The following is a 7,266-nucleotide window of genomic DNA, read 5'->3' as shown; positions in this document are numbered from 1 at the left end:
GAGGGGGCCTCGGGTTCGGGGACGCCGGGAGGTTCCGCCGGGCCGGCGCCGGGCGCGGGCAGTCCGGGCGGCGCGGCCGGTGCCTCGGGAGCCGGTACGTCGGGCGCGGGGACTTCCGCGTCGGGAGCCTCGGGAGTGGGTGCGTCGGGCTCGGGAGCTTCGGCTTCGGGAGCCTCGGGAGCTGGTGCCTCGGGCTCGGGAGCCTCCGCGTCGGGAGCCTCGGGAGCGGGTGCGTCAGGCTCGGGAGCCTGAGCTGGTGCGTCAGGCTCGGGAGCTTCGGCGTCGGGCTCGGGAGCCTCGGGAGCTGGTACGTCGGGCCCGGGCGCTCCGGGTGGTTCAGCCGGTGCCTCGGGAGCTGGTGCCTCGGGCTCGGGAACGCCCGGAGGTGACGCGGTGCCGGGGGCGATGGGGCTGGGCGCTGGGGCAGGTGCTTCCTCCGCGACGGTGCCCTCCGCCGTGTCGGTGATGCCGCCGGCCACCCTGATGCCGCCGCGCGACCTGAGCGGCCCGGAGTCCCTGTACGGTGCCCCTATCGCGCGGTCCCTGGCGGCGGTGCCGGAGGCAGACCCCACCGCCTCCGGCACGCTCGCCACGGGGCTCAAGGCCGTCGCCAACGTCGCCGACGGCAAGCCTGCCGCGCCCCGCTGGTCCGTGCGGCTGCGCATCTCCCCCACCTGCCAGGTGCCCGGCGTGCGCGCGTTCCTCGTGCACAAGCGGCTGTCCACCCTGGGCACGCTCGTGGACCTGCGGCCGCCCCTGGAGGAGCTCAAGGCGGGCCGCATTCCCGACGGCTACATCCAGGTGGACGTGGAGACCGGCGTCGGCGAGGCCGGCATCCAGACGGCCCTGCGCAACGTGGCCGAGGTGGAGGTCGTCTCCGTCGCCCCCACCGTCCCGGAGCCGCCCGCGCTCCCCGTCGCCGCGCCCGCGTCGGACGCAGCGCGGGGCGCCACCGCGGACGCGGGCTCGCGCACGGTGCGCGTGCGCACGGAGCTGCTCGACTACTTCCTCGACACGGTGGGGGAGCTGATGCTCGCCACCGCGCGCCTGCGCGAAGTGGGCAAGGTGCTGCCGGAGAACACCCGCCCCGCGCTGGAGGAGGGCGTCTACCGGCTGCACACGCTGGTGAAGGACCTGCACGACAAGGTCATGAGCGCGCGCATGACGCCGCTGTCGCTCATCACCGACCGGCTGCCCCGCGCCGCGCGCGACCTCGCCCGCCGCAAGGAGCGCGAGGTGGAGCTGGTCATCACCGGCGCTGAAATCGAACTGGACCGCGCCATCCTCGACGAGCTGGCGGATCCGCTGCTGCACCTCTTGCGCAACTGCATCGACCACGGCCTGGAGTCGCCGGAGGAGCGGCTGGCCGCGAAGAAGTCCCCGCGCGGCCGGGTCACGGTCACGGTGCGCCGCGCCCGCGACCGCGTCATCATCGACATCGAGGACGACGGCCGGGGCATGGACCCCGCGAAGCTCAAGGCCGCGGCCCTCAAGCGCGGCCTCATCACCGAGGACGCCGCCCAGCGCATGGCGGACCGGGACGCGTTCCTCCTGTCATGCCTGCCGGGCGTCTCCACCGCCAAGGACATCACCGACATCTCCGGCCGCGGCGTGGGCATGGACGCGGTGAAGCGCGTGGTGGAGAGCGTGGGCGGCACGCTCGAAATCGACAGCGAGCGCGGCCGGGGCACCGTCTTCACGCTGCGCCTGCCGCTCACCGTCGCCGTGGTGCACCTGCTGCTGGTGGAGGTGGGCGAGGAGGTCTTCGGCCTGCCCATCGCCAAGGTGGTGGGCGCCACGGAGGCGGATCCGCAGGCCCTGAGCAAGAGCCGGGAGACGGCGCTGCTGCCCCACGGCAACGGCCTGTTGCCGGTGCACGCCCTGGAGGTGCTGCTGGGCGTGCCCGCGGCGCCGAAGCCGGGCTTCCGGCCCTTCGTGGTGATGGAGGGCGACGCCGGCACCGGCAAGGTGGCGCTGGCGGTGGATCGCCTCCTGGGGCAGGAGGAAGTCGTACTCAAACCCTTGTCCCGTCCCCTGGACTTGCTGCCGGGATTGTCCGGCGTGACCATCCTGGGCAGCGGCCGTCCCGTGTTCATCCTGGACGTCCCGAGGTTACTGACCGCGTGAGCCCCCCCCTGCCCAGTGACGCGCAGCTCGACGCCCTGCGCGAGGTGGCCAACATCGGCTGTGGACACGGCGCCAACGCCCTGGCCCGGCTGGTGGGTGGCCGCGTGGACCTGTCCGTCCCCGACGTGCGCGTCACGGACGCCGCCCACGGTCCGGCCCTCTTCGTGGACGACGTCCCGGCCGTCGCCGTACGCCTGGGCATGACGGGCGAGCTGCGCGGTGCGCTGGTGCTCACGCTGCCGTCCGTGGACGCGGAGGCGCTGGAGTCCGCGCTCCTGCGAGGCCACCCCGCGTCCCCCGAGGAGCGCGAGAGCGCCCTGGCGGAGGCCGCGAACATCCTGGCCAGCGCGTGCCTGTCCGCCATCGGGAGGCTGACGGGCTGGCGGCTGCTGCCCTCCGTCCCCCACCTCCAGCGGGGCCCCGTGCGGCCCGTGCTGGCGGGCGTGCTGGGCGACGTGGAGCCGGGGCCGGGCGTGGTGCTGGCGGCGCGCTTCTCCGCCACGGGCCCCACGAACCTGGGCGGCCAGATGCTGCTGGTGCTGGAGCGCGGGAGCGCCCAGGCGCTGCTGTCCCGGCTGGGCCTGTAGTCCACCCCCTGTCGTCCGCCTGGAGGACCGGGGGCGGCTGGGGTAGACGGACGCCATGGACGAGAAGGCGCTCAGGGCCCTGCTGGGCCAGGTGAAGACGGGCAAGGTCAGCCTGGACGACGCGGTGGGCAAGCTGAAGGACCTGCCCTACGCGGAGCTGGGCTACGCGACGGTGGACACGCACCGCAACCTGCGGTTCGGCTTCCCGGAAGTGGTGCTGGGCGAGCCCAAGACGGTGGAGCAGGTCCTGGGCATCGTGGGCGCGCTCGTGGAGCGCAAGCAGACGGTGCTGGTGACGCGCCTCCAGCCGGAGAAGGCGGAGGCCCTGGTGGCGCGCTTCCCCAAGGGCCGGTACCACCCGGTGGCGCGCATCTTCCACCTGCCCCAGGGCAAGGTGAAGGCGGGCCGCGTCGCGGTGGTGACGGGCGGCACCAGCGACCTCCCCGTGGCGGAGGAGGCCGCGCTCACCGCGGAGGCCATGGGCGCGGAGGTACGGCGCGTCTACGACGTGGGCGTGGCGGGCATCCACCGGCTCCTGCGCCGGCGCGAGGAGATCCAGGAGTGCCACGTCGCCGTGGCGGTGGCGGGCATGGAGGGAGCGCTGGCGAGCGCGCTGGGCGGCCTGGTCGGCATCCCGGTGGTGGCGGTGCCCACGTCGGTGGGCTACGGCGCGAACCTCAAGGGCATCTCCGCGCTGCTCTCGATGCTGAACTCGTGCGCCTCCAACGTGGCCACGATGAACATCGACAACGGGTTTGGCGGCGGCTTCTACGCGGCGCTCATCTCCCGCACGAAGGGCCGGAGCTAGAGCGCCATGCGACGCATCCTCTACCTGGAGCCCGTGGGCGGCATCGCCGGGGACATGTTCCTGGCGGCGGGCATCGACCTGGGCGTGTCGCCGGACGCGCTGACGCAGGCCCTGTCCGGGCTCAACGTGCCGGGCTGGAAGCTGGCGGTGTCGCGCGCGGTGCGCCACGCCATCAGCGGCACGCACCTGGACGTGGTGCTGGACGCGAAGGAAGCGCATCCGCACCGCGCCTACGCGGACATCCGCCAGCTCATCGAAGCGGCACCCACGCTGCCGGAGCGCGCGAAGGCGCGGGCCCTGGCGGTGTTCCGCGCCATCGGCGAGGCCGAGGCGAAGGTGCACGGCGTGTCCATCGACGCCATCCACTTCCATGAGGTGGGCGCGGTGGACTCCATCGTGGACATCTGCGGCGCCGCGGTGGTGCTGGAGCTGCTGGGCGACCCGGAGGTGCACGCCGCGCCGCCGCCGCTGGGCAGCGGCACCATCCGCGTGGCGCACGGCCAGATGCCCATCCCCGTGCCCGCGACGCTGGAGCTGCTGCGCGACGTGCCCGTGCGCTTCGAGGGCGTGGGTGAGCTGACGACGCCCACGGGCGCGGCGCTGCTCAAGGTGCTGACGAAGATTGGCCACCCTCCGGACTTCATCGTGGAGAAGGTGGGCTACGGCGTGGGGACGAAGGACTTCCGCGACCGGCCCAACGTGTTGCGCGCGTCGCTGGGCCGCGTGGAGACGCAGTCCACGGAAGGGCTGTGGGTGGTGGAGGCGAACCTGGATGACGCCACGCCGCAGCTGCTGGCGCATCTGGTGGAGCGGCTGCTGGAGGTGGGCGCGAAGGACGCGTGGGTGGCCCCGGTGGTGATGAAGAAGGGCCGGCCGGCGCACCTGCTGGGCGCGCTGGTGGAGGGTGGCCTGCGCGAAGCGGTGGTGGACGTGCTCCTGAGCGAGTCCACGTCGCTGGGCGTGCGCTACCACCGGGTGGAGCGCCACGCGCTGGAGCGCGACTTCGTGGAGGTGGAGACGCCGTGGGGCAAGGTCCGCGTGAAGCGCGGCCTGCGCGACGGCCGGGTGCTCAACGCGCACCCGGAGTTCGACGACTGCGTCCGGCTGGCCCGTGCGGCCGGGGTGCCGGTGAAGCAGGTGATGGCCGCCGCGATGGCGGCCCTCACGCCCTGACGTCTCCGCCTACGCCGGCCGCGCCAGGGAGATGACGCCGAAGGTCGCGCCACCCGGGTCCGCGACGATGGCGATGCGGCCGTAGGGCGAGTCGAACGGCTGCATGAGCACCTTGCCGCCCTTGGCGGTGACGGTGGCCGCGGCCTGGTCGGTGTTGGCCACGGAGAAGGTGGTCATCCAGTGGGCAGGCACGTTGGCGGACGTCTTGTCGTCGAGCTGCATCACGCCGGCCGTCTCCCGGCCGTCCTTCTTCAGGACCCAGTACTGCATCCGCTCATCCGGCATCTTGTCCGCCGTCATGCCGAAGAGGTCCTTGTAGAAGGCCACGGCCTTGGCGCCGTCGTACGTCTTGCCCTCGTGCCAGGCCATGGCGCCGGGCTCGTTCACCAGGCCCGCGCCGCCGAACTGGTTCGGCTGCCAGAAGCCGAAGGGCGTGCCGGTGTTGTCCGCACCGAAGGCCATGCGCCCCGCGTCCATCACGTCCATGGGCTCCATCATCACCTTGCCGCCCAGCTCCTTCAGGCGGGCGACGGAGCGGTCCACGCTCTCCACGGCGAAGTAGGTGTTCCACGTCGACGGGAACGGAGCGTCGCTGGGACGCGGCATCATCGCCGCCACCGGGTGGGCCCCCTTGAAGGCCATCGTGTAGTAGCCGTTCTCCTTCGAGCCCTCCTGGAACGTCCAGCCGAACAGCGCCCCGTAGAAGTCCTGGGCCTTCGCCAGGTCCCAGGCCATCAGGTCCACCCAGGACACCGTCCCCGCAGCGTGCTTCGTCATCGCAGGCATCGTCGCTCCCCTCGCAAGTCGCGGCCCCGGTGGCAGACCGGGGCTACCTGCAAGGTAACAGCGGAACGGAGCAGGACTGAATGGATTTTCAGTGCCGCCGCGTGTCAACGAATGGGCTGACGCCCGAGCCCCTGGGCGAACGCATCCGTGTTGCCCGCGACCACGCACACCGGCAGGCCCTCCACCACGCCGCAGCGCGCGCCCGCGTCGAGGAAGGGACGCAGGTGCTCCGGCAGCACCACGTACGCGGTGCTCGCGTCCAGGCCGCCCGGAGGCAGCGGCGCGTGGCACTCCGCGGTCAGCGCCTCCGGCGTGCGCGACGCGTAGCCGCTGTTGAACGTGAGCTTCAGCCGGTACGCCTGATACGCCAGCGCGTTCACCAGCGGCTCGTCGTAGCGGCACACCCACTGCACATGCGGTGGGAAGAGGGCCAGGTGTTGATAGGAGCCCTTCAGCGCGTCCCAGTCCGCGGACTTCAGGCGCTGGAAGCGCACGGGCTTGAAGAGGGCGCTCTTCTGCTCGCGCACGTCGTACGCCTGAAGTGCCAGCGCCACCGTCAGCGCGGCCACGGCCACTGCGGGCACGTCGCGCCACAGGCGCAGCGTCAACAGCACCGCGCCCACGACGAGCAGGGAGTGCAGCGGCCAGACGAAGCGGCCGGACGCGCGGAACGCGTTCGTCACCTTCGCCAGCGGCGCGTACAGCGCGTCCAGTTCCGCCACCGGCTGGCCCAGCCACGTCACGCGCGACGACAGCGCGTACACGGCCATGAGCAGGACCACCACGGCCGCGGGCAGCACCCGGCGCCAGTCCAGCGTGCGCGCTTCCCGCGGGCGCGCCAGCAGGCTCACCCCGGCGAGCACGACGAGCAGCAGCGCTCCCGCGCCCAGGTAGCCAAAGCCCTCGCCCTGCCGGGGCGCCGCGGGCAGGTCCGGCAACACGCGCGACCACCCCATCGGGTTCACCAGCGTGGCCAGGTCCGCGGAGAACTCCCCGAAGCCCTCCGCGCCCAGCCCGCTGCCGCCGAAGTAGCCGAAGAGGGCGAACAGCACGACGTCCAGCAGCGCGATGCCCGCGCACAGGGTCGCGACGCGTCCGGGGCCGAGTTTCCGGCTCCAGCCGAGCCGCACCCCGAGCGTCAGCGTCAGCGGCATCAGCATGGCCACCCAGTACGGATGGGTGCCCGCCGCGATGGCGTTGAAGAGGGCCGCCAGGCCCAGGCTCCGCGCCGCGGTGCGCGCGTCCGGGACGTCGCGCAGGTTGAGCCACAGCAGGGCCAGCAGCAGCCAGTGCGCGCACAGCGTGGGGTGGCTGAAGCGCGCCGCCATCACCGGCGACAGCGCCAGCAGTGTTCCGCCCAGCACCATGGGCACCGGGCGCGGGGACACCGTCTCCACCAGCCGCGCGCCGAAGTAGCCCATCAGCGCGTAGCACAGGGCCAGCCACGGCCCGGTGTACTGGAAGTCCACGGGCAGCAGCGGCGAGAGGGGCTTGAACAGCACCGCCAGCCACGGGTTGCCGTCCGTGAGCGCCACCGACGAGCCGTACGGGTAGAAGTGGTTGGGCGCCGAGCCCAGGGGCAGCATCCAGTCCGCGTTGCGGAAGAAGAGCCAGCCGAAGATGTGCGCGGCCCAGTCCTCGCGCATCATCCAGTCGATGCGCGTGGGCGGCAGCACCGGCCCGCCGCCCAGCCACAGGAACCAGCCCAGCCCGCCGAGCACCGCCAGCGCTCGCGCCACGGTGAGGGTCCGGTGGGAGAAGGCAGGGGGCGGGGGACTCAGGGAG

General features: G+C 72.9%; 5 protein-coding genes and 1 pseudogene. 4 read left to right on the top strand and 2 right to left on the bottom strand.

Annotated elements, in window-relative coordinates:
- The 4 genes and pseudogenes from D7W79_RS35790 to larC form a co-directional block, all read left to right on the top strand.
- Nucleotides 1-2,127: pseudogene (locus tag D7W79_RS35790) on the top strand (chemotaxis protein CheW); the annotation flags it as partial.
- Nucleotides 2,124-2,714 (top strand): chemotaxis protein CheC, encoded by a 591-nt coding sequence (locus D7W79_RS35785; protein WP_120529790.1) that lies wholly within the window; start codon nucleotides 2,124-2,126, stop codon nucleotides 2,712-2,714. The pseudogene D7W79_RS35790 and the gene D7W79_RS35785, both read left to right, overlap by 4 nt.
- Nucleotides 2,715-2,769: 55 nt before the next feature.
- On the top strand, nucleotides 2,770-3,522 hold the full coding sequence (gene larB / locus D7W79_RS35780) for a nickel pincer cofactor biosynthesis protein LarB (RefSeq protein WP_120529789.1): 753 nt from the start codon (nucleotides 2,770-2,772) through the stop codon (nucleotides 3,520-3,522).
- 6 nt (nucleotides 3,523-3,528) lie between these two features.
- Nucleotides 3,529-4,695, top strand: a complete 1,167-nt coding sequence (gene larC / locus D7W79_RS35775; protein WP_120529788.1) for a nickel pincer cofactor biosynthesis protein LarC — start codon at nucleotides 3,529-3,531, stop codon at nucleotides 4,693-4,695.
- 9 nt (nucleotides 4,696-4,704) lie between these two features.
- Here the strand turns inward: larC and D7W79_RS35770 are convergent, their stop codons facing one another.
- Both D7W79_RS35770 and D7W79_RS35765 read right to left on the bottom strand, forming a co-directional pair.
- Nucleotides 4,705-5,472, bottom strand: coding sequence for a VOC family protein (locus tag D7W79_RS35770; protein WP_158617139.1), 768 nt, complete (start codon nucleotides 5,470-5,472; stop codon nucleotides 4,705-4,707).
- 113 nt (nucleotides 5,473-5,585) lie between these two features.
- Nucleotides 5,586-7,266, bottom strand: a 1,681-nt coding sequence (locus tag D7W79_RS35765; protein ID WP_338078839.1) for a DUF6311 domain-containing protein, incomplete at its 5' end; no start/stop codon positions are given.

This window comes from Corallococcus exercitus (assembly GCF_003611585.1).
Lineage (GTDB): Bacteria > Myxococcota > Myxococcia > Myxococcales > Myxococcaceae > Corallococcus > Corallococcus exercitus.
The sequence above is the reverse complement of the archived record's forward strand: the minus strand, read 5'-3'. Positions and strand labels throughout refer to the sequence as shown.